18 protein-coding genes are annotated in these 20,142 nt (G+C 66.3%); 10 read left to right on the top strand and 8 right to left on the bottom strand.

Annotation, left to right across the window (positions count from 1 at the left end):
• Positions 1-3: 3 nt before the first annotated feature.
• Genes JF515_RS09925 through JF515_RS09910 form a run of 4 tightly spaced genes read right to left on the bottom strand, consistent with a single transcriptional unit; the run spans position 4 to position 3,698 of the window.
• Positions 4-726, bottom strand: a complete 723-nt coding sequence (locus tag JF515_RS09925; RefSeq protein ID WP_203103728.1) for a copper resistance protein B — start codon at positions 724-726, stop codon at positions 4-6.
• Positions 726-2,621, bottom strand: coding sequence for a copper resistance system multicopper oxidase (locus JF515_RS09920; RefSeq protein ID WP_203103726.1), 1,896 nt, complete (start codon positions 2,619-2,621; stop codon positions 726-728). Before JF515_RS09920 ends, JF515_RS09925 begins: the two co-directional genes overlap by 1 nt.
• Positions 2,622-2,680: 59 nt before the next feature.
• On the bottom strand, positions 2,681-3,046 hold the full coding sequence (locus JF515_RS09915; protein WP_203103724.1) for a hypothetical protein: 366 nt from the start codon (positions 3,044-3,046) through the stop codon (positions 2,681-2,683).
• Between the two features lie 34 nt (positions 3,047-3,080).
• Entirely contained in the window at positions 3,081-3,698 is a 618-nt protein-coding gene (locus JF515_RS09910) for an RBBP9/YdeN family alpha/beta hydrolase (RefSeq protein ID WP_203103722.1), read from the bottom strand.
• Positions 3,699-3,984: 286 nt separating this feature from the next.
• Between JF515_RS09910 and JF515_RS09905 the strand changes: the two genes are divergently transcribed.
• The 6 genes from JF515_RS09905 (at position 3,985) to JF515_RS09880 (ending at position 10,350) form a co-directional block, all read left to right on the top strand.
• Positions 3,985-4,494 carry a sigma-70 family RNA polymerase sigma factor gene (locus JF515_RS09905; RefSeq protein ID WP_338015196.1) on the top strand — a complete coding sequence of 170 codons (510 nt, stop codon included), beginning with the start codon at positions 3,985-3,987 and terminating at the stop codon, positions 4,492-4,494.
• A gap of 3 nt (positions 4,495-4,497) precedes the next feature.
• Positions 4,498-5,502 (top strand): FecR domain-containing protein, encoded by a 1,005-nt coding sequence (locus JF515_RS09900; RefSeq protein WP_203103718.1) that lies wholly within the window; start codon positions 4,498-4,500, stop codon positions 5,500-5,502.
• Between the two features lie 78 nt (positions 5,503-5,580).
• Positions 5,581-7,980, top strand: a complete 2,400-nt coding sequence (locus JF515_RS09895) for a TonB-dependent siderophore receptor (protein WP_203103716.1) — start codon at positions 5,581-5,583, stop codon at positions 7,978-7,980.
• Between the two features lie 82 nt (positions 7,981-8,062).
• Positions 8,063-8,359 carry an iron uptake protein gene (locus JF515_RS09890; RefSeq protein WP_203103714.1) on the top strand — a complete coding sequence of 99 codons (297 nt, stop codon included), beginning with the start codon at positions 8,063-8,065 and terminating at the stop codon, positions 8,357-8,359.
• Between the two features lie 13 nt (positions 8,360-8,372).
• Positions 8,373-10,037, top strand: coding sequence for a PepSY-associated TM helix domain-containing protein (locus JF515_RS09885; protein WP_203103712.1), 1,665 nt, complete (start codon positions 8,373-8,375; stop codon positions 10,035-10,037).
• Complete coding sequence (locus tag JF515_RS09880) at positions 10,030-10,350, top strand: DUF3325 family protein (RefSeq protein WP_203103710.1); 321 nt, start codon at positions 10,030-10,032, stop codon at positions 10,348-10,350. Before JF515_RS09885 ends, JF515_RS09880 begins: the two co-directional genes overlap by 8 nt.
• A 15-nt stretch (positions 10,351-10,365) precedes the next feature.
• On the opposite strand, the gene JF515_RS09875 is transcribed toward JF515_RS09880, so the two are convergent.
• From JF515_RS09875 to JF515_RS09860, 4 genes are read right to left on the bottom strand one after another with little or no spacing between them, the layout of a single operon-like run.
• Positions 10,366-11,130 carry an SDR family NAD(P)-dependent oxidoreductase gene (locus JF515_RS09875; protein ID WP_203103708.1) on the bottom strand — a complete coding sequence of 255 codons (765 nt, stop codon included), beginning with the start codon at positions 11,128-11,130 and terminating at the stop codon, positions 10,366-10,368.
• 39 nt (positions 11,131-11,169) lie between these two features.
• Complete coding sequence (locus JF515_RS09870) at positions 11,170-11,880, bottom strand: DUF6901 family protein (RefSeq protein WP_203103706.1); 711 nt, start codon at positions 11,878-11,880, stop codon at positions 11,170-11,172.
• Entirely contained in the window at positions 11,870-13,330 is a 1,461-nt protein-coding gene (locus tag JF515_RS09865) for an ATP-binding protein (protein WP_203103703.1), read from the bottom strand. Before JF515_RS09865 ends, JF515_RS09870 begins: the two co-directional genes overlap by 11 nt.
• Before the next feature lie 29 nt (positions 13,331-13,359).
• Positions 13,360-13,809: a response regulator gene (locus JF515_RS09860; protein ID WP_203103701.1), complete on the bottom strand. Its 450-nt coding sequence runs from the start codon at positions 13,807-13,809 to the stop codon at positions 13,360-13,362.
• 263 nt (positions 13,810-14,072) lie between these two features.
• Between JF515_RS09860 and JF515_RS09855 the strand changes: the two genes are divergently transcribed.
• From JF515_RS09855 to JF515_RS09840, 4 genes are all read left to right on the top strand, one after another.
• Positions 14,073-14,384 carry a hypothetical protein gene (locus JF515_RS09855; protein WP_203103699.1) on the top strand — a complete coding sequence of 104 codons (312 nt, stop codon included), beginning with the start codon at positions 14,073-14,075 and terminating at the stop codon, positions 14,382-14,384.
• A 75-nt stretch (positions 14,385-14,459) separates the two neighbouring features.
• On the top strand, positions 14,460-15,761 hold the full coding sequence (locus JF515_RS09850) for a TolC family protein (RefSeq protein WP_203103697.1): 1,302 nt from the start codon (positions 14,460-14,462) through the stop codon (positions 15,759-15,761).
• Positions 15,758-16,900 carry an efflux RND transporter periplasmic adaptor subunit gene (locus JF515_RS09845; protein WP_203103695.1) on the top strand — a complete coding sequence of 381 codons (1,143 nt, stop codon included), beginning with the start codon at positions 15,758-15,760 and terminating at the stop codon, positions 16,898-16,900. The genes JF515_RS09850 and JF515_RS09845 overlap by 4 nt, the downstream gene beginning before the upstream one ends.
• Before the next feature lie 9 nt (positions 16,901-16,909).
• Positions 16,910-20,083: an efflux RND transporter permease subunit gene (locus tag JF515_RS09840; protein WP_203103693.1), complete on the top strand. Its 3,174-nt coding sequence runs from the start codon at positions 16,910-16,912 to the stop codon at positions 20,081-20,083.
• Positions 20,084-20,142 lie beyond the last annotated feature (59 nt).

The following is a 20,142-nucleotide window of genomic DNA, read 5'->3' as shown; positions in this document are numbered from 1 at the left end:
CGCTCAGAACCAGAGTCGCACGCCGGCCACCAGGGTGGTCTCCTCCACCTCGCCGCCGGCGACGCGGGTGCGCGACGCGGTGTCACCGAATTGCCGCTCCCAGTTCACGCCGATGTAGGGCGCGAACTCCCGGCGGATTTCGTAGCGCAGCCGCAGGCCGGCCTCCAGGTTCATCAGGCCGTCGCCGGTGTTCAGCTCGTCGTCCGCCTTGCCGGCCAGGTTCATTTCCAGGGCCGGCGCCAGGATCAGCTTCTGGGTGAACAGCAGCTCGTACTCGGTCTCCAGGCGCAGCTGGGTGAGGCCGTCCTCGCCGATGAACAGGTTGACGTCGGTTTCGAACCGGTAGGGCGCCACGCCCTGCACGCCGATGCTGGCCCAGTCCCGGTTGGGGTCGTCCGGCTGCCAGTCCCGGCGCGCGCCCAGTTGCCAGTCCCAGAATGGCGCGAAGGCATGGCTCCAGGCCAAACGGGTTTCGAACGACTCGGTTTCACCGCCCTGGTCCATGAGCCGCTCGCCTTCGGTGCTCAGGTACAGTTTGTCGATGTCGCCGCCGTACCAGGCCGAGGCCTCCCACACCGCCAGGGTGCCTTCGTCCACGTCGCGGGCCTCCAGCTCGTCGATGATCACGCGGCTGAAGGCCGGCTCACGCATGTCCATGCCATGGGCGCCGCTCCACAGAGCGAGCCCCGCCACGGCCAGGGCCGGGGTCAGTGCTTTTGTCTTCATCAGTGATGCCCCCCGTGTTGATGGCCGTGGTGCGGGTCGCCGTGGTCGGGCGCGGCCGCTTCCACCACGCGCACTTCCCGGAACATGCCCGCCTGCATGTGGTACAGCAGATGGCAGTGGTAGGCCCAGCGACCGGGAGTGTCGGCGCGCACCAGGTAGCTGAGTTTCTCGCCGGGCTTCACGGTGATGGTGTGCTTGCGCAGCAGGCGTCCGTCGCCCAGTTCCAGGTCGCTCCACAGGCCATGCAGATGGATCGGATGGGTCATCATGGTGTCGTTGACCAGGGTGATGCGGGCGCGCTCGCCGTGCCGCAGTTCCAGGGGCACGGCGTCGGCGAACTTGATGCCGTTGAAGCTCCACATGTAGCGGTCCATGTTGCCGGTCAGGTGCAGCACGATCTCGCGGTCCGGGTGGGAGCTGTCCGGGGCGCCGCCGGCGGTTTCCAGGTCCGCGTAGGTGAGCACCTTCCAGGGCCTTTCACGCAGGCCGATGCCCGGATCGTCCAGCAACGCCGCCGGCGCCGTGGCGCGCATGTCCACGCCGGGACCGTACTCGGAGTCCAGGTGCTCGGTGGCGTTGGCGCGGGGCGCCAGATCCGGATTGCCGGGTACGTTGGCCAGGGGCACGTGCCCGCCCGGCGCGGCGCCGTGATCCGTGCTCCCGTGCGCCATGCCGTTCATGTCGCCGCCATTCATGTCGCCATGCCCCATGTCGGCGTGGCCTATGCCACCATGGTTCGCGGCGCCGTGGCCCATGCCCGCCATGGCGCCCATGCCCATCTCCGTGTGACCGAGCAGCGGCGGCGGGTCCATGGCCGGCACCTCGGCGCGCAGGGCCGGGTCCGGGGTCAGGGTGCCGCGGGCGAAGCCGGAGCGGTCGATGCTCTGCGCGAATACGGTGAACGCCTGCTTCTCCTCCGGGGTGACGATCACGTCCAGGGTTTCCGCCACGCCCAGCCGGCACTCGTGAAAGCGCACCGGCTTCACCGGCTGGCCGTCCATGGCCACCACGGTCATGTCCAGGCCGGGGATACGGATGTCGAAGAAGGTCATGGCGCTGGCGTTGATAAAGCGCAGGCGAACCCGCTCGCCAGGTTTGAACAGGCCGGTCCAGTTGCCGTTGGGGCTATGGCCATTGAGCAGGTAGGTATAGGTGTAGCCGGTGACATCGGCCAGGTCGCTCTGGCTCATGCGCATGGTGTTCCACATGTGCCGGTCCTTGAGCGTTCGGGCCACGCCTTTTTCGCGGAAATCGCGCAATGTGTCGAATACCGTGCGTTCGTTGAAATTGTAGTAGTGGCTGAGCTTTTTGAGGGTGGCGTAAAGCTGGTCCGGGGATTCGTCGCTCCAGTCCGAGAGCACCATCACGTAGTCCCGGTCCACCGGGTGCGGCTGTGTTTCCGCCGGATCAATGATGATGGCGCCGTACAGGCCGGTCTGCTCCTGGAAGCCGGAATGGCTGTGATACCAGTAGGTGCCGTTCTGTTTCACCGGGAAGCGGTAGGTGAAGGTCTCGCCGGGGGGAATGCCGTCGAAGGACAGGCCCGGCACGCCGTCCATCTGGAATGGCAGCAACAGACCGTGCCAGTGGATCGAGCTGGTCTCCGGCAGGCGGTTGGTCACCGCCAGGGTGACGGTGTCGCCTTCGCGCCAGCGCAGGGTGGGCGCCGGCAGGCTGCCGTTGACCAGGGTGGCTGGGCGGTGGCGGCCGGTGAGGTTCACCGAGGCGGTGTCCAGGGTGAGATGGAAATCCGTGCCGCTCAGTTCGGCGGCGCCGGTCTGGCCCTGCCTGGCCAGCAATTGCCGGGGCGAAAAGCCCAGGCCGAGGACGGCGCCGCCCAGGGCAAGGCCCTGCACGAAGCGACGTCGCCCCAGGGACGGGGTGTTCGAAGTCATGTCGAAACTCCTGATGCGTTTTTAAAGGCCGCGCATGGCGCGACCGGTATCACGGGCGATCAGGAAGGCAGGGACGGTGGTCGCCAGGGCGGCGAGGAAAAACCGGCGAGCGGGTTGTCCGGCAGAGGGCTGGCGGTGCCGGGGCCGGTGCGCTCCGTGCCATGCGGGGAGGCACTCCAGGGCAGGCTGGCGGACTGGCAGGCCGGTGGGCAGGGGCAGGCACCGGTGTGTTGCTCGCAGCCCGAGGCGTGGGAGGGTGCCCGGGAGGGGGTGTCGGCACGGGGCGCCATCATCGCGCCCGTCGCGGCGGGGGCGTGGTGGGCCTGGTGCGCGAGGGTGCCAGTCACGGCGGCGGCGCCGGTCTGGGCAAGCAGGCCAAGACCGGCCACCCATCCCAACAGGCACAGCAGCACGAATCGATTCATAGTGGGAGCATAAAACCCCGGGGTGGCCCGGGGGTCAAGCGTGCTGTCGGTTTGGCTCGTCGCGTTGGGTCAGTAGCCAGCGCAGATCCTGCAGCCCCTGTCGCCATTCGCCGACACCGGAGGCGGCGTTGATATGCCCCAGGTCGCCGCCGTTGCGGAAGGCGGCGCCCCAGTGGCGGGCCAGCCGCCGGCTGTCCTCCAGGTCCATCCAGGGGTCCGTGGTGCTGGCGATCACCCGTGCGGGCACCGGCAGCGGGCCGGCCAGATCGTCGATGCACAGCGGCGCCGGGCACGCCGGCGCCACCAGCAGCAGGCCGGCCACCCGTTCCGGCCGCGCCATCGCGTAGGTGGCGCAGGCCAGGCTGCCGAAACTGTGGCCGATCAGCACCGCGGGCTCCGACAAGGGGGCCAGGGCCCGCTCCAGGGCTACCTGCCAAAGGGCCAGATCCGGTTGGCTCCAGTCCTCCAGTTCGATGTGCCGGAGCCAGGGCATGTGCTGGCGCCAGCGGCTCTGCCAATGGTGTTCGTCGCTGCCGTTCAGCCCCGGCACCAGGATGCCCTGGAAGGGGCCGTCGCTCTCGGCGGGGCGAACCCGGGCGGACACCGGCGCGCGCCGGGCCGGGCCGACGGACGGTGAGATTACCGCTGACATGAAGCTCTCCTTGGCGATTCAGGAACCGGCGCGGGCCGGAAACGGCGCGAACCATAAGCGGGCGCGCGTGAGGAACGCGCCATAGCATGGGGTCGCGCCCTCGCCCGGGAAGGCTAAGGGCGAAGGTTTATGATTGTTTTACCGATGCTGGACGATTCGGTGACAACCCGGCTGTCGTGCCGGGCGTGTGCTTGCTCCGGATCGCTCTTGTGCATAGAATGAGAACGATTCTTATTATTGTAAGGGCCCCGGGTCGATGATTATCGCCGGGGGGTTGGGAGGGCATGTGTCGACCACCGAACTGGCCCGGCACGAGGGCATCACGGTGCTGTATACCGAGCACCATGGCTGGCTGCTGCACTGGCTGCGGCGGCGTCTCGGCGATGCCGGCGTTGCCGATGATCTGGCTCAGGACACCTTTGTCAGCCTGATGAATTCCGGCAACGCGTCGGACATTCGCCAACCCCGTCCTTTTCTGGCCACCATCGCCCGTCGCTTGATCGCCCACCGACACCGCCGCCAGTTGCTGGAGAACAGCTATCTGGATTATCTGGCCACGTTGCCGGAAGAGGTGGCGCCGCCGCCGGAGCGGCGGCTGCAGGCACTGCAGGCGTTGCAGCAAGTGGACCAGGCCCTCGATGGTCTGCCGGCCAGGGTACGGGAGGCCTTTCTGCTCGCGCACCTGGAAGGACTGCGCTACGCGCAGATCGCCGAGCGGTTGGGGGTGTCGGCCAGCTCGGTCAAACAATACCTGACTCGCGCTAACCGGCAGTGCCTGTTCGCGTTGGCGTTCTGAGCCATGAGCGATTCCGATTCCGTGCACGTCGGCCCCATGGCCGAGGGCCAACCGTTGGATGAGGCCGTGGCATCCCAGGCGGCGGAATGGCTCACCCTGCTGATGTCCGACCAGGTGGATGAAGCGGACCGGCGACGTTGGCGGCACTGGCGCCGCGCCCATCCGGATCACGACCGGGCCTGGAGGCATATCGAGGCCGTTACCGGCCGGTTCCAGGAGATGGTTCCCGGCGCCGCGTACCGTGCCCTGTCGTCCGAGGATAAAGGGCCCTCGTCACCGGGGCGTCGCAAGGTACTCGGCGCATTGCTGATGGTCGGTGCCGGCGGAGCGTTGGGGGCGTATTCCGGAAGCTGGCGCCGATGGAGCGCCACCTACGCGACCCGGATCGGAGAGCGCCAGGCCTGGACGCTGGCCGACGGGACCCGGGTAACGCTCAACACCGGCAGCGCCCTGGATGTGGATTTCAGTGCTGGCCAACGACGTTTGCGCCTATTGGCCGGTGAGGTGTGGGTGGTAACCACGCACGCCGTGGGTGGCGAGGACCCGCGCCCGCTGACGGTGGATACCGTGCAAGGGCGGTTCCGCTCCCTGGGTACCCGCTTCAGCGTTCGTCAGGAGCAGGGTCGCACCCGGTTGGTGGTGAGCGAGAGCGCGGTGGCGGCTCGCTCATGGTCGCCAGCCGAGGCTCCCCGGGTGGTACGCGCCGGGCAGACGGCGGTGTTCAGCGACGCGGGGCTTGAGACCCTTGAGACGGTGGCCCCCGCGGAACCCGGCTGGGTGCGTGGCCAGATCGTGGCCGACGATATGCCGCTGGATGAATTTCTTGATGAACTGAAACGATACCGGCCAGGGCTGCTGCGCCACGATGACTCGTTGGCCGGACTGCGCGTCTCCGGGGTGTTCCCGCTGGATGACACGGACCGGATTCTGGAAACGCTGCCGAGGGTGATTCCCGTGAGCGTGAATTGGCGCACCCGCTACTGGGTGACGGTGACACGCGCGCCCTGAAATTTTTCTGCCCGATTTTCGTTCTCGCGGCACCTACTCGATGAAGCCTTTGTTTTTTGCCTGATTCGAGGGAACCGCATGATCACGACACAACCTCCGCATCGCACCAGGGTCGCCGTGGCCCTGGTTCTGCTCGCCCTGTTCGCGGCGAGCCCGGCGGTCGTCGGCGCGCAGACCGATCCGGGTAGCGCCCGGGAGGCCCGCGAGCATTATGAAATCGCCGCCGGGCCATTGGCCCCGGCGTTGCGTGCGCTAGCTAGCCGGGCCGGCATTCTGCTCACCTACAGCAGCGAGCAGACCACGGGCAAAACCACGCCGGGACTGAGCGGCGATTTTTCCGATCGGGAAGCATTGAATGCTTTGCTCGTCGGCACCGGCCTTTATGCGGAGCGGCTTGAAAATGGCGGTTATGTGTTGCGTGACAACGCCGACTCGGTGACCCGCACGCTGGCGCCGGTGGCGGTGACCGCCAACCAGCTCGGGCAGATCACGGAGGGCACCGATTCCTACACCACCGGCGCCATGGCCACCGCCACCCGGCTTGTGCTCACTCCCCGGGAAACCCCGCAATCGTTCAGCGTGGTAACACGCCAGGAAATGAACGATTTCAATCTCACCAATATCGACGAAGTGATGGCGCACACGCCCGGTGTGAACATCGTGACCTACGACAGCGAACGGACCGAGTACTACGCGCGCGGCTTCGCGATCCAGAATTTCCAATACGATGGTATCCCGATGACGCGCAATTCCGCCTATTCGGCGGGTAACACGCTCAGCGACATGGCCATCTATGACCGGGTGGAGGTCCTCAAAGGGGCCACCGGCCTGCTCACCGGCAGCGGCGATCCGGGCGCCACCCTCAATCTGATCCGCAAGAAACCCACCTATGATTTTCAGGGCCACCTGACCGGTGGCGCCGGCTCCTGGGACAATTATCGCGGTGAGCTGGATGTGTCCGGCCCGCTCAATGACAGCGGCAGCGTGCGCGGCCGAGCCGTGGCCGCGTACCAGGACCGTCACTCCCATTTGGACCGCTATCAGCGCCAGACCTCGGTGTTCTACGGCGTCGTGGAAATCGACCTGTTCCCCGATACGCTGCTCACCCTGGGCGCCGACTACCAGGACAACGAGCCGGAGGGCTCAACCTGGGGCGGCATCCCCATCTACGATACCCAGGGGCACTTTAATGACCGGTCGCGCTCGTTCAATAACGGCGCGGACTGGAGTCACTGGGACCAGTACACCCGGACGGTCTTCGCCACCCTGGAGCACTACTTTGAAAATAACTGGGTGACCAAGCTGCAGTTGAATCATCAGATCAACGGTTACGACGCGGCGCTGGGGGCGGCGGCGTCCGGAAACCCGGACCCGGCCGATGGCTCCGGTGTGGGGCTCTGGCTTGGCCAGTACGTGGGCAAAACCCGCAGCAACGCCGCGGATTTATACGCCAGCGGCCCGTTCGATTTGTTCGGCCGGCGCCACGAGCTGGTGGTCGGCGGTAGCGTCAGCAAACGCATTTGGACCAACAAGGGCTATGGCGCGCCCGCCGGGTACACCGGCTCCGTGCCGGATTACTACGAGTGGCGCGGTGATATCCCCGAACCGGACTGGGAGCTGAACGGCAAGGACCGGGAGGTCATCGAAGAAAACGGTGTCTACGCCACGGCGCGTTTCAGCCTGCGTGACGACCTGACGTTGATCACCGGCGGCCGGCTGGCCAATTACCAAAGCGAGGACGTGGAAGAATCCGATGTGCCGGTGCCCTATCTGGGCCTGGTCTACGACCTTAACCACCAGGTCGCCGTGTACGGCAGTTATACCGGTATATTCAAGCCGCAGTCCGAGCGTGATGAAAGTGGTACCACCCTGGACCCGGTGGAGGGCATCAATTACGAAGCCGGCGTCAAAGTGGGGCTCTTTGACGACCGGCTGAACGCCAGCGCCGCCTATTTCCGTCTGGAGCAGGATAATTACGCGGAAGCCACCGGTGGCCTGACACCCGGTGGCGACACCGCCTACCGGGCGCTGGACGGGGTGGAGACCAAGGGCTATGAGCTGGAGCTGAGCGGGCGCCTCACGGATCGTTGGGAACTGCACGCCGGCTATACCCACAAGGTGGCGCGGCTCGACGGCGAGAAAGTCGATACCCTGGCGCCGGAGAATCAGTTCACTCTGTTCACCACCTATGATCTGAGCGGCCGGCTGGCTGGCCTCACCCTGGGCGGCGGCGCGCGCTGGCTGGACAAGACCTGGGGTGATGTCACCTATCCGCCCTCCGGCACCACCCGCCACACCGTGGACGATTACTGGGTGGTGGACGCCATGGCGCGCTACCGCTTCAACGACAGGCTGTCCGCCACCCTGAATGTGAACAACCTGCTGGATGAGGAGTACTACACCATCTTCAGCTGGTACAGCACCTATACCTGGGGTGAGCCGCGCAGCGTCAATCTGAGCGCTACCTGGCGTTTCTGATTGGTTTTGGATCGCGGTTGCGATCGGGTACCATTCGCGAGCCGCTTTTATTTACATCCTTGTCAATCCGAGTCCGATGCTCATGGCCAGTCTCACCGTTTCCCGGTTTCATCTTGTCTCACGCGTGGCCGCCGCCGTGTTGGGCGGTTACCTGTTTGTGTGGGGCGCCATGGCATTGGGCGTGGCCGGTCTGTTCGCCCTTGGCATGTCGTTTCATGATGCCGAGCACCTGTGTGCCATGCTGGCTTTTCTGGTGTATCTGGTGGTGTTTCTGTGGAGTTTCGCGGCGCCGGATTTGCGGCGGGTGTGGCTGATACTGGCCGGCGGCGGGGCGTTGATGAGCGTGCTGGCTTCCCTGATCCAGCATGCCTTGATCTGAGCGGAGTCCGATTATGATGCAGAACTTCCGCCTCGCCATGGCCTGGGTGCACACCTGGTTCGGGTTGTTGCTGGGCTTCGTGTTGATCGTGGTGTTCTTCTTTGGCTCGCTGTCCGTATTCGACCGGGAGATTGATCGCTGGGCGATTCCCGAGACCCGTTTCGAGCCACAGCCCATGCCGTCCTTCGATGAAATCCTGAGGCCGGCGTTCGAAAGCATGCAGCCCACCGAGGAGAGCGTGGCGGCCATGCGCGGCCGGGTCGACGGCCCGATGCCGGCCCATTTCGACACGCCGATTCGCTGGGGCGCCTACACCACCCACCGGGACCCGGTGCTGGGACTGTTCGCCGGCTATCAGGTGCCCAACGCCAAAAACCCGGACGAATTGGTCTGGGGCAACCGCACCATCGATCCGCGCAGCGGTGATGCCTTGCCCGACGACCGGTTGAAAATCGGCAGCCGTTTCTTCTACCCACTGCACTACAGCCTGAACCTGCACTGGATGGACCTGGGCTACTGGATCGTGGGGCTGGCGGCGCTGGTCATGCTGGTGGCCCTGGTCACCGGCGTGATCATGCACCGAAAACTGTTTCGTGAGCTGTTTACCTTCCGGCCCGGCAAGAGCAAACAGCGCAGCCTGCTGGACCTGCATAACCTGACCGGCGTGGTGGCGCTGCCGTTTCATTTCATGTTTGCCTTCACCGGGCTGGTGATCTTCGCCGGCATCTATTTCCCGGTGACGCACACCCAACTGGAACCGCTCCACGAATTGCACGAGGTGCTCGACGCCGAGGAAACCGGTCTGCCCCACGAACGCGCCGGCAAGCCGGCGGCCATGGCCTCCGTGGACGCCATGGTGCGTGAGGCGCAGCGGCGCTGGGCCGAGCGTGACATGGCCGGCGAGGTGGGTTTCCTGGCGGTGCAATACGTCGATGACGCCAATGGGTACGTGAGCGTCTACCGCGCCGGCACCGACCGTATTGCGTTGACCGGTGAAGGTATTCACTTCAAGGCATCCACCGGCGAGGTGCTGCGCGAGGACCCGCCACCCTCGGTGGTGGAGCGGGTGGACGAATTTCTTACCGGCCTGCATTTGCAGCATTTCCGCCATTGGATGCTGCGCTGGTTGTATGTGTTCGGTGGCCTGATGGGGTGCGTCTGCCTGGCCACCGGTTTTCTGTTCTTCGTCGAAAAGCGCAAGCGTCAACACGCCAAACGCGGTGAATCCGGTGCCCGTGTGGTGGATGCCCTGGCGGTGACCACGGTCACCGGCATGCTGGTGGCGACGCTGGCCATGTTGGTCGCCAACCGTTTGCTGCCCGACCATCTGCCGGGACGGGGCGATTGGGAACAATACAGTTTCTGGGGCGCCTGGTTGCTGGCCATGGCGCATGCCTTTCTGCGCACCGCGCCGGTGGCGCGGGCGCGACTGGCGCCGGCCTGGCGGGAACAATGCCTGGCCGTGGCGGTGATGGCGGTGACGGCGGTGCTGCTTAACTGGGTCACCACCGGCGACCATTTGCTACGTACCTTGCGTGACGGCTATTGGCCGGTGGCGGGTGTGGATCTGTTCATGCTGACGGGCGCGGTGATCGCGTTGCTGGCGGCGCGACGACTGGGGCTTCGGCGGCGACCGCTGCCGGTGGCGCTGACCGACGAGGAGGCAGCCCATGCCTGAGGCCCTGCTTTTGTCGCTGGCGGCGTTGCTGTGTTTGATCGGTATGGGCTGGCTGGCGCTGGCTCTGAACGTGCATTGGAAACAGGTACGGGGGGCCGCGTCGCGCGGTGTTTTCACCGCCCGGCGGCTACGCGCCATGGCGGCACTGGCGCTTCTCAGCGCGTTGCTGCTGTGCCTGAAAGTGGATCACGCCACCATGGCGTCGCTGGTGTGGGTGATGGTGCTGGCCGCCGCCGCGCTGGCGGTGGCCCTGATGCTGGCCTGGCGTCCTCGCTGGCTGGCGGTTCTGCTGGCCCGGGCGCCCCACCGCTGACGCCCGGGCCGGCGCCTATTTCAGATGGGCACCGCCGTCCACGCGCAATGCCTCGCCGGTGCTCAGGTCGCCGCCGATCACCAGGCCCAGCACCGCTTGCGCCACGGTCTCCGGGGAGGCGGCGTCGTGCAGCGCGGCGCCGGCCTTGGTCTTCGCCAGCATCTTGCCGTAGGCCTCCGAGCCCAGCCCCTTCTCCAGCCATTCGCCCTGCACGAAGCCCGGGCAGATGGCATTGACCCGAACCTCCGGACCCAGCACCCGCGCCAGCGACTTGGTCATGGTCAGCAGGGCGCCCTTGGACGCGGCATAGGCGATGGAACTGCCGACCCCGGCCAGCCCGGCGATGGAGGCCATGTTGACCACGTGGGCCAGGCCGGCGGCACGCAGCGCCGGGGTGGCGGCGCGGGTCATCTGGTAAGCGCCCACCGTGTTTACTTCATAGAGGCGCAGGAAGTCGTCCTTGTCGAGGCCGTCCAGGTCGTGATGCGGGCAGAATTTAGTGGTGCCGGCGTTGTTGACCAGCACGTCGAGACGGCCGAATTCGGCCACGGTGGCGTCCACCAGGGCACGGCACTGGGCATCGTCGGCCACGTCGGCCTGGTGGATCAGGGCGCGCACGCCTTGAGCTTCGCAGTCCCGGGCCACGGCGCGGGCGCCGTCCTCGTTGCGGCTATAGTTGATTACCACGTGGCAGCCCTGTTCCGCGAACAGGCGCGCGGTGGCGGCACCGATGCCGGAAGAGGAGCCGGTGATCAGGGCGACGGCGTTGTTCAGTTTCATTGTTATGGTCCCGTATGAGTCAAACGATGACTCGGGACGTTACTGCATTCGCCCGCCGCTGTCGCCGGTGGCGGCGGTGAACAGGTTGGCCAGGGCGTCGAGCTGGTCCTTGAGTTCCCAGTTCACGTCCTGGGAGAGAACATGCAGCAGGATCATGGCGTTGATCGGGCCGTCGGAACCGCCCTGGCGGAAACGCTGCACGAAGCAGCGATTCAGTTCACCGAGATCGCGGTAGGCCCGGTTCAGGTCGTCCAGATCAAGGGTTCGTTCCTCGCCGGAACGGGTGGCCAGATAGCGGCCCAGCAGATAGAACCCCACGGTACGCGCCAGGGTTTCGGTTTCCGTGCTGACCGGCAGGTGAAACAGGGCCATGGGACGCAGGAAGCGGGTATGCGGGCAGTCGCTGAGCGCGCACACCAGCCCGAACAGGGAACTGAGGGCCCGTTGCACCGTGGTGTGAGTGCGATATTCGCGTTGGCTATCCTCCACCCGCAGGTCGATCTCGCGGAACGATTCCCCCAGGTCCTGGTGGGGCAGGGTGTAGGCCAGGTTACGGGCGATCGGGCAGTCACGGTGGCGGGCCGGGTCCAGTGGGCAGTGACTGCACTGGCAGTGTTCCAGGCGCGCCCAGGGAGGTGCTTCATAGTCGTCGGGTACCACCAGGCCGTGGTGCTCCGGTGACAGCGTCAGGCGTACCTGGATGGCGTCCGTGTCGCCGTCGTGCAGGAAATAGCGAATCTCAGGCGGCATGGGCCTTGCCCTGTTCCGCCAGTGGCAGGCGGATGTGGAAGCGGGTGCCCTCGCCGGGCGTGCTTTGCGCGCTCAGGTTGCCGCCATGGCGTTGGATGATGTCCTGGGAAATGGACAGCCCCAGGCCGGTGCCCTTGCCGATCGGTTTGGTGGTGAAGAATGGCTCGAAGATCTGCGCCAGTTGGTCCTCGGCGATGCCGACGCCGTTGTCGGTTACCGTCAGGTGGTACCAGTGGGCGTCGGCGTGGGCCTCGATGGCGATCTCGCCTTCTTCCGGGATCGCCTGGGCGGCGTTCACCAGCAGGTTCATGAACACCTGGGAGAGCTGGCTCTCGGAACCCACCACCCGTGGCAGCTCCGGGTCGATGGCTTGTTTCACGCGCACCCGGTGCCGCAGTTCATGGCCGGCCAGGTTGAGCGCCACGTTCACGCAGCCGGCCACGTCCACCGGTGCGTAGTCCTCCTGTTTGTTGTAGGAGAAGTGCTTGAGGTCGTTGATGATTTTCTTGATGCGCTCGATGCCCTCGGCGGTCTCGCGCATCAGGGCGGGGTGGTCGCGCAGCACCACCTCCAGGGAGCGCACATTCAGCTTCAGGCTCTTCTCCGCCTGCATGAACTGCTCGAAGCGCTCCGGGTCGATGCGCCGGCGCAGACCCTGAATCACCGATGCCAGCCCCGCCAGGTATTCCTCGCAGCGGCGCAGGTTCGCCGATACGAAGGCGATCGGGCTGTTGATTTCATGGGCGATGCCCGCGGAGATGGTGCCCAGGGAGGCCATTTTCTCCGAGTGCAGCAGCATGGACTCGACCTGGTTGATCTTCTGATCCTTGTCGCGCACGGCCTGGATCAACTCGCTGTTCTGCGCCTTGATCTGGGTGATGTCGGTGCCGAAGTAGATGTAACCGTCGTCCTCGTCGGTGATGTAGGAGAGCGGGAACAGGAACATATTCACCCAGTACAGATCGCCGTTCTTCTTGCGACAGCACACCTCGCCGTTCCAGACCCCGCGCCGGGCCTGCTCGCAGCGCATGAAATGGTTTTTCAGCTCCGGGTGGTCGAGCGGGTGATGAATGCTTTCGTGGTGGCCGATCAGATCGCGGAAGTGAAAGCCGCTCAGGGTCAGGAAGCTGTCATTGGCGAAGGTCACCTGGCCCCGGGTATCGGTGGTGAGCACGCAGTATTCGTCGATGATGCGCGCCAGCGGGCCGAGTACCTTCTTGTTGAGTTTGTATTCGTTGGCGTTTACCTCGATCAGCCGCAGTTTACGGCCGAAGCTGCTCTGGCTGAGTGAGGAGAATTCCGCCAGCTTGGCCTCCACGTTCATGGATGCCCGGTAGGTTTTGTACAGAAAGAAGATGATGATCAGAAGGATCAGGGTGGACGACACCAGGAACAATCCCTGGCTGCCCATGTTGGCGAACGGCCCGTCGAGCCCCTGTAGCAGATCCATGCGCCGTTACCCCCTCGGCGTGGTTGTCATCAGCCGTCGTAGCCCATGCTCTTCAGGGCTTCGCGCTGGTCGCGCACGGTCTGGGCGAGAATCTTGTTTTCCAGCAGGACATCGCGGAATTTCAGGCCCTCCTCGATGCACTGAATCAGGTGCTCGTCCTCCCAGGGTTTGGGAATAAAGCGAAACGCGCTGGCCTGGTTGATCGCCGACATCAGGGTGTCGATGTCGATGACGCCGGTGAGCAGGATACGGATGGTGTCCGGCTGCATCTCGCGCAGGGCCTGGAGCAGTTCGATGCCGTCCAGATCCGGCATGCGGTAGTCGGTGATCACCGCGTCGAATACCGTGGTGCGGGCCCGGCGAAGGGCCTGGTTCGGATCGGTATAGGTCTCCACCTCCCAGTCCTCGCGGTCGGCGAGCACCCGGCGCAGAGCCTTCAGAATGTAGTCTTCGTCGTCGACGACCATGATCCGGTGCATGGCGGTTTCCCCTTCTTCTTATCCGGTGGTGTTGGCTGTTTTGTAACCGGAGCGGTGCCATTATGAGCGCTGCAACTCAGAAAATCACCGTATTCTCACTGATAGATCACCGATTACTACGAAGTTACTACTACCCTGGCGTCCTGCCAATGCAAATCATCGCCCCACTGCTACCGGTCGTACCCCCCGGCGGCGGGTTTTGCCCGCCGCGCGGGGGTTGCCTATACTGCTCCGGTCCTCAATCGGTTTGGCCCTGGATCCGGATGCCCCGTTTTCGCGTGCTCGTCTATCTGCTGCTCTCGCTTACCAGCATCCATGTGCTGGTGGCGGACGTGGGTGTCCATGAGCACATGATCAGCCACGACGGCGACCCGGTGCTGAGCCAGAACGAACATACCCACGCCGCCGGCGGCGCCACCGAGCTGTCGCCGCATTGCTGCCAGTGCCACGGTTTCGTGTCGCCGCTGGCGGTCGCTCCGGCACCGGTGCCGCTGGCGCCCGCACCGCGCAACAGCGGCGTGCCGGCCCTGCCCCCGGCGCCCACCTTCCAGCCTTACCGCCCTCCCATCGCCTAGCCTCCGGAGCTCCGGCTCCCCGGTTTCACCACGGGCCCGTCGCCCGTGTTATCCCGTTAACGAGGAGGCAATCCCATGAACATACTCCGGGTGTATACCCTGGGGCTGGTTCTGCTGCTGTGCGCGCCCCTGGCGAGCGCCAACGAGCAGGACTGGGCGCGCTGGTTGCAGGGGCGGCTCGCCGAGCTGCCGGCCAGTGGCGCGATCCAAGCGCGTCTCGACGCGGACCTGGCGGACAGCCGGGCCCTGGCCGAGCCGCTCTACAACCCTGAACTGAACATTGGTTACGAGAACAGTGCCGAGACCACCAGAACCGTGGGGCTCAGCCAGACCCTGGATTGGTCCGGCAAGGGCCGGGTCGGTGGCCGGGTCGGTGAGGTGGCCGCGGACCTGGCGCGGGTCCGTGGCGAGAAAGCCGCCGCCGGGCTGACCGCCGACGCCCTGCGGGCGCTGATCGATTTCGACGCCGCCCGCGCTCGCCTGGCGGCGGCGCGGGAGCAGGAGCAGCGCCTGCGGAGGCTCACCGAACTGGTGCGCCGCCGCGAGCGCAGTGGCGACCTGGGCCGGGTGGACGCCAGCCTGGCTTACCTGTCGCTGGCTCGGGTGCAGCGGGCCCTGGCGGAGGCGGAAAGCGCCGCCACCGCCGCCACCGTGGTGCTACGTGAACGCCTGGCGGTGACCGCCCCGGGCCGGCCGCTGCCGGACGCCGAGCGCTGGCGGCCCCTGGCCGGCGAGCCGGACGCCGGCGCGCGCTTGCCCTACAGCTATGACCTGCGCCTTGCGGAGCGGCAACTGAGCCTGGCCGAACGGGCCTCGGACCTGGCCCGCAAGGAGAAAAACACCGATCCCACCCTGGGCCTGCGGGCCGGCCGCGAAGGCGGCGAGAGCCTGTGGGGCCTGGATTTCTCCCTGCCGTTGCCGCTGTTCAACACCGGCGCGCCGGAATACCAGGCCGCCCTGGCCGGTACCGAGCGCCGCCGGGCGCTACTGGAGAAGACCCGCAACGACCTGCTGGCGCGTCTGGAAGGCGCGCTCACCGACTACCGGCAACGCCGCCAGCGCTGGCGGCAGTGGCGGCATCTGGCCGACGCGCCCCTGGCCGACAGCGGCGACCTGCTGGAACGGGTCTGGCGCCAGGGCGAGCTCACTACCCAGGACTATCTGCGCGCCCTGGATGAACGGCTGCAAACACGTCAGGCCGGCGTGGAGCTGCGCCAGGCCATGCAGCGGGCCTGGGTGCACTGGCTGTATGAGAGCGCGGGCCTTTCCGGCTGGCTCCGGGGGCTCGCCGATGCCCCGGCTCCCGCCGGCGAACCTGCCGTCACCGAAGCTTCCGTCACCGAAGCTTCCGTCACCAAACAAGGAACCACGCCATGAAACACCTTATCGCTATTCTGGCGCTGGCCCTGTGGCTGGCGCCCCTGGCCGCCGCCGAGGACGACGGCCACGACCATGAGCGCGACCATGCCACGGCCTCAGGGCCAGGCGGGGAACAGGATCACGATCCCGCGGAAATCACCCTCGACGAGAACCAGCGCGCCATGCTCGATGTGCGCGTCGAAGCCCTGCGGGCGCGTCCGGATCAGGTACGCGCGCTGACCGTGCCGGCGGAAATCACCAGCAATCAGTACCGCACCTGGGTGGTGCCGGTGCGCATCGACTCCCAGGTGCTGGCGCGGCGCGTTTCCTTGGGCCGCCACCTGAACAAAGGCGACGCCATCGCCACGCTGTTCAGCCCGGTGATGGCCGAGCTGCAAAGCGATCTGGCCACCGCCGCCGATGAATGGCGCCGCGTGGGCCAGCTTGGCCGGCGTACCGTGGGCAATCAGCGTTATCTGGACGCCCGTGGTCGTTACCAGACCCTGCGCGCCCGGGCTCTGGGTTACGGCCTTGGCGAGGCCGATCTGGAGGCCCTGGAAAAAGGCGAGGCGGAAGAGGGCGTTTATACCCTGCGTGCCCCGGATGACGGGCTGGTGCTTACCGATGCCTTTCAGCAGGGCGAGTGGCTCACCGCCGGCCGGCCCCTGGTGACCCTGGTGGACGAGTCGACTCTGTGGGCGGAAGCGGCGCTGCCGCCCCGGCCGGGCCTGAGCGTGCCGGCCGGCACCCCGGCGCGGGTGTCCGTGGACGGCACCGAGGTGGTCGGCGAGGTGATTCAGTCCGGCCACCGGCTGGACCCGGTGACGCGTACCCTGAGCGTGCGCGTGGCGGTGCCCAACCAGGATCATCTGCTGCATCCCGGCATGTTCGCCGATGTGGCCCTGCAACTGCCGTTGCCCGACGACACCCTGTCTTTGCCCGAGGAGGCCCTGACCCGTGGTCCGGACGGTGACTGGCAGGTGTTCGTGGAGCAGGAGCCGGGCCGTTACCGGGCCATGGAAGTCACCGTGCTCGATCAGCTCGAAGGCCGGCGGCGCATTACCGGCCTTGAGCCGGGCAGCCGGGTAGTCACCCGGGGCGCCTTCTTCCTGGCCGGCGAACAGGCCAAATCCGGTTTCCAGGTTCACCAGCACTGAGGAGCGACCATGTTCAATCGAATCGTGGACTGGGCGGTGGCCAACCGTCTTCTGGTCCTGCTCGCCCTGCTGGTGCTGGTCGGCGTTACCGCCTGGCGGTTGCCGAGCCTCAAGCTGGATGCTTTCCCGGATGTGACCAATGTTCAGGTGCAGGTTAACACCGAGGCCCGAGGCCTGGCCGCCGAGGAAGTGGAGCAGTTGATTACTTACCCGATCGAGGCGGTGATGTACGCCTTGCCCCAGGTCGATGAGGTGCGTTCCATCTCCAAGACCGGCCTGTCCATCGTCACCGTGGTGTTCGATGAAGGCACCGACATCTATTTCGCCCGGCAACTGGTGTTCGAGCGGCTGCAGGCGGCGCGGGAGGATATCCCCGACGGCGTGGGTACCCCGGAGATGGGGCCCAATACCTCCGGCCTGGGGCAGGTTTACCAGTACCTGCTCACCGCTGAACCGGGCTCCGGCATTGATGCCATGACCCTCCGCAGCCTCAACGACTGGGTGGTGAAACTGCTGCTCATGCCGGTGGGCGGCGTCACCGACGTGCTCAGTTACGGGGGCGAGGTGCGCCAGTACCAGGTCAACGTGAATCCCACCCGCCTGCTCGCCTATGACCTGACCCTCAGCGACGTCATGGACACCATCCGGGCCAACAACCGCAATGCCGGTGGCTGGTATCTGGATCGCGGCGCCGAGCAGATGGTGATCCGTGGCATGGGCTGGGTGGGCCATGGCCGGCAGGGCCTGGAGGACATCGCCGCCATGCCGGTCAAGGAGGTGAACGGCACCCTGGTGCGCGTTGGCGACCTGGCGGAGGTGGGCTTTGGCCCGGAAATTCGCCAGGGCGCCCTGACCATGACCCGGCGCGACGCCGACGGCGACCCGGAGGCGCTGGGTGAGGTGGTGGCGGGCATTGTGCTCAAACGCATGGGCGCCAATACCAAGGCCACCATCGATGGCATCGAGGCGCGGGTGGCGCGCATCGAGCAGGCATTGCCCGAGGGCGTGCGTTTCGAGCCTTTCTATAATCAGGCCGGTCTGGTCGAGAAGGCGGTATCCACGGTGGTCAACGCCCTGCTGTTGGCGTTTCTGTTCATCGTGCTGGTGCTGGCGCTGTTCTTGATGAACCTGCGCGCCACCCTGCTGGTGTTGCTGTCGATCCCGTTGTCCATCGGCGTGGCGTTGCTGGTGATGGCGTCGTTGGGCATGTCCGCCAACCTGATGTCCCTGGGGGGGCTGGCGGTGGCCATCGGCATGCTGGTGGACGGCTCCGTGGTGATGGTGGAGAACATCTTCAAGCACCTGAACCGACCGGACCCGCGCCACCCTGGCACGGGCGCGCCGCCGCCCGGCGCCAGCGCGCCGGAGGGCATAGCCCTGCGCATCAAGGACGCCGCCCAGGAAGTAGCGCGACCGGTATTTTTCGCCGCCACCATCATTCTGGTGGTGTTCGCGCCGCTGTTCGCCTTCGAGGGCGTGGAGGCGAAGATGTTCGAGCCTCTGGCGGTGAGCATCATGCTGGCCATGGCCGCCGCCGTGGTGGTGGCCCTGGTGGTGGTGCCGGCGTTGGCGTCATTGATGTTCCGCCGCCCGCCCCGGGAACGGGAAAACCGTCCGGTGGCGGCCCTGGAACGTGGCTACCGGCGGCTGCTGGCGCGTGCTCGGGGCGCGCGCAAGGCCGTGATCGGCGGTGCCCTGGGGCTGCTGGCGCTGGTTCTGGCCACGTTGCCCTTCGTGGGCACAGAATTCGTGCCCACCCTGCAAGAGGGTACCCTGGCCTTGCGGGTCACGCTGGCGCCGTCGTCCAGCCTGGCCACCTCCCAGGAGGTGGGCCGCAAACTGGAACGGGAATTGATGACCTTTCCGGAGGTGACCTATGCGCTCAGCCGCGTGGGCCGCGCGGAAATCGGCGGCGACCCGGAGCCGGTCAGCAACGTGGAAATCTACATCGGCCTCAAGCCCCAGGACCAGTGGACCAGCGCCAATAGCCGTGAAGATTTGCAGCGCCAGATGCTGGCGCGGCTCAACCGCCACCCCGGGCTGCTGTTCAACTTTTCCCAGCCCATCGCCATGCGCGTGGATGAGCTGCTTTCCGGGGTCAAGGCGCAGCTTGCCATCAAGCTGTTCGGCCCGGACCTGGCGGTGCTGCGGGAAAAAGGCGAGGCCATCAACCGGGTGGTGGGCGGCGTCGACGGCGCCACCGACGTGCAGCTCGAGCAGATCGCCGGCGAGGCGCAGCTGGTAGTGGAGCCGGACCGTCGCGCGTTGAGCCGTTACGGCCTCAGCGTGGACCGGGTCATGGAGCTGGTCAGCCTGGGGCTGGGTGGCGCCAGCGCCGGCCAGGTGATCAACGGCAATGAGCGCTATGACATCCAGGTGCGGTTGGCGGAGGACGCCCGCGCCAACGCCGAGCGTATCCGCGAGCTGCGTCTGGAGACCCCGGACGGTGCCTGGGTGCGCCTGGCCGATGTGGCCCGGGTGGAGCAGATCAGCGGGCCGCCGCAGATCAGCCGCGACGACGTGCAGCGCCGGGTGGTGGTACAGGCCAACGTCAGCGGCCGCGATCTGGGCTCGGTGGTGAGCGATATCCGCGCCGCCATCGACCGGGACGTGGAGCTGCCCGCCGGCTACAGCGTCGACATCGGCGGCCAGTACGAGAACCAGCAACGGGCCCAACAACGGTTGCTGCTGGTGGTGCCGGTGGCGGTGGCGTTGATCGCGCTGCTGCTGTACTTCGCGTTCGGTTCCCTGGCCCAGGCGCTGCTGATTCTGGTCAACGTGCCCCTGGCGCTGATCGGCGGCATCCTGTCCCTGGCGCTCAGCGGCCAGTACCTGTCGGTGCCCAGCTCGGTGGGGTTCATTACCTTGTTCGGTGTTGCCGTGCTCAACGGCGTGGTGCTGGTGGAAGCCATCAACGCCCGCCTGCGCGACGGCGAAAGCGTGGAGCAGGCGGTGTTCGAAGGCGCTGTCTCGCGGCTACGACCCGTGCTGATGACCGCGCTTACCTCCATGCTGGGGTTGATCCCGATGCTGCTCGCCACCGGCGTCGGCAGCGAGGTGCAGCGCCCGCTGGCGGCGGTGATCGTCGGCGGCCTGCTCAGCGCCACCGCTCTCACCCTGCTGGTGCTGCCGGCCCTTTACCCGCTGTTCTCGCGACATAAAATCCGCGAACTGCAGCGCTGACCCATGCCGCCCCGGGCCCCGGGGCGGTTCCCGGTGCTACACTGCCCGGCGATTCCAAT

This window comes from Alloalcanivorax marinus, assembly GCF_016785095.1.
In the GTDB taxonomy this organism is placed as follows: domain Bacteria; phylum Pseudomonadota; class Gammaproteobacteria; order Pseudomonadales; family Alcanivoracaceae; genus Alloalcanivorax; species Alloalcanivorax marinus_A.
Note: the sequence above shows the minus strand (reverse complement) of the source record. Positions and strands in the feature narration are given on the sequence as shown.

Excerpts from the sequence above, each read along its gene's own strand:
- JF515_RS09925 (WP_203103728.1), bottom strand. The coding sequence starts at position 726 with ATGAAGACAAAAGCACTGACCCCGGCCCTGGCCGTGGCGGGGCTCGCT.
- JF515_RS09920 (WP_203103726.1), bottom strand. The coding sequence starts at position 2,621 with ATGACTTCGAACACCCCGTCCCTGGGGCGACGTCGCTTCGTGCAGGGC.
- JF515_RS09915 (WP_203103724.1), bottom strand. The coding sequence starts at position 3,046 with ATGAATCGATTCGTGCTGCTGTGCCTGTTGGGATGGGTGGCCGGTCTT.
- JF515_RS09910 (WP_203103722.1), bottom strand. The coding sequence starts at position 3,698 with ATGTCAGCGGTAATCTCACCGTCCGTCGGCCCGGCCCGGCGCGCGCCG.
- JF515_RS09900 (WP_203103718.1), top strand. The coding sequence starts at position 4,498 with ATGAGCGATTCCGATTCCGTGCACGTCGGCCCCATGGCCGAGGGCCAA.
- JF515_RS09895 (WP_203103716.1), top strand. The coding sequence starts at position 5,581 with ATGATCACGACACAACCTCCGCATCGCACCAGGGTCGCCGTGGCCCTG.
- JF515_RS09890 (WP_203103714.1), top strand. The coding sequence starts at position 8,063 with ATGGCCAGTCTCACCGTTTCCCGGTTTCATCTTGTCTCACGCGTGGCC.
- JF515_RS09885 (WP_203103712.1), top strand. The coding sequence starts at position 8,373 with ATGATGCAGAACTTCCGCCTCGCCATGGCCTGGGTGCACACCTGGTTC.
- JF515_RS09880 (WP_203103710.1), top strand. The coding sequence starts at position 10,030 with ATGCCTGAGGCCCTGCTTTTGTCGCTGGCGGCGTTGCTGTGTTTGATC.
- JF515_RS09875 (WP_203103708.1), bottom strand. The coding sequence starts at position 11,130 with ATGAAACTGAACAACGCCGTCGCCCTGATCACCGGCTCCTCTTCCGGC.
- JF515_RS09870 (WP_203103706.1), bottom strand. The coding sequence starts at position 11,880 with ATGCCGCCTGAGATTCGCTATTTCCTGCACGACGGCGACACGGACGCC.
- JF515_RS09865 (WP_203103703.1), bottom strand. The coding sequence starts at position 13,330 with ATGGATCTGCTACAGGGGCTCGACGGGCCGTTCGCCAACATGGGCAGC.
- JF515_RS09860 (WP_203103701.1), bottom strand. The coding sequence starts at position 13,809 with ATGCACCGGATCATGGTCGTCGACGACGAAGACTACATTCTGAAGGCT.
- JF515_RS09855 (WP_203103699.1), top strand. The coding sequence starts at position 14,073 with ATGCCCCGTTTTCGCGTGCTCGTCTATCTGCTGCTCTCGCTTACCAGC.
- JF515_RS09850 (WP_203103697.1), top strand. The coding sequence starts at position 14,460 with ATGAACATACTCCGGGTGTATACCCTGGGGCTGGTTCTGCTGCTGTGC.
- JF515_RS09845 (WP_203103695.1), top strand. The coding sequence starts at position 15,758 with ATGAAACACCTTATCGCTATTCTGGCGCTGGCCCTGTGGCTGGCGCCC.
- JF515_RS09840 (WP_203103693.1), top strand. The coding sequence starts at position 16,910 with ATGTTCAATCGAATCGTGGACTGGGCGGTGGCCAACCGTCTTCTGGTC.